Consider the following 537-nt stretch of genomic DNA (forward strand, 5'->3'; position numbering starts at 1 on the left):
AAACCAGACGGCGACGTCAGGAAGTCGATGTCAGCGCGGAATCGCTTGCAGCCCGGCTTCGGCGTTGCCTTTCCAGTCAGGAAGGCGGATCGCGCGCAGACGGCGAAGAACTTGCGCCAGGCGCGCAGCCCGTCGTCGACCGTCGAGTAGCCGAACGGCTTGCAGTCCAGCTTCGACGCCTCGCGCCAGCGTGCCGCAATTGCTTTGCGACGATCGCCGTGCACCGCCTTCACGCGCGGGTTGTCCGGCATGAGCTCGTGATACGCAGCGACGATTTCGTCTACCGGGCAAGCCAGATCGCTGACCGATTCGACGATTTCATTGCCGAGCAGATCAACCGGCGGCGCGTCAGCGCCCTTTGGTGCTTTTCTCAGTCCTTGTTTATATTGATTCTTTGCTTGTGTCGGATCAGCCGTACACGGCAAACCCGTGAGCGGCAAACCCGTACGCGGTGCCGCTTCCGGATTTTCCGTAAGCGGTGCATTCGGGATCTCGGAAACGATGTAGTCCATCGCCTCGAACGAGCCGTCATCGCTC

Annotated in this window: 1 pseudogene; it reads right to left on the minus strand. The window is 61.1% G+C overall.

The features are described 5' to 3' along the window. Positions 1-537, minus strand: a pseudogene (locus tag J5M58_RS26080) (hypothetical protein); the annotation flags it as partial.

This window comes from Pseudomonas sp. 32_A (genome assembly GCF_017490905.1).
GTDB lineage: Bacteria > Pseudomonadota > Gammaproteobacteria > Pseudomonadales > Pseudomonadaceae > Aquipseudomonas > Aquipseudomonas inefficax.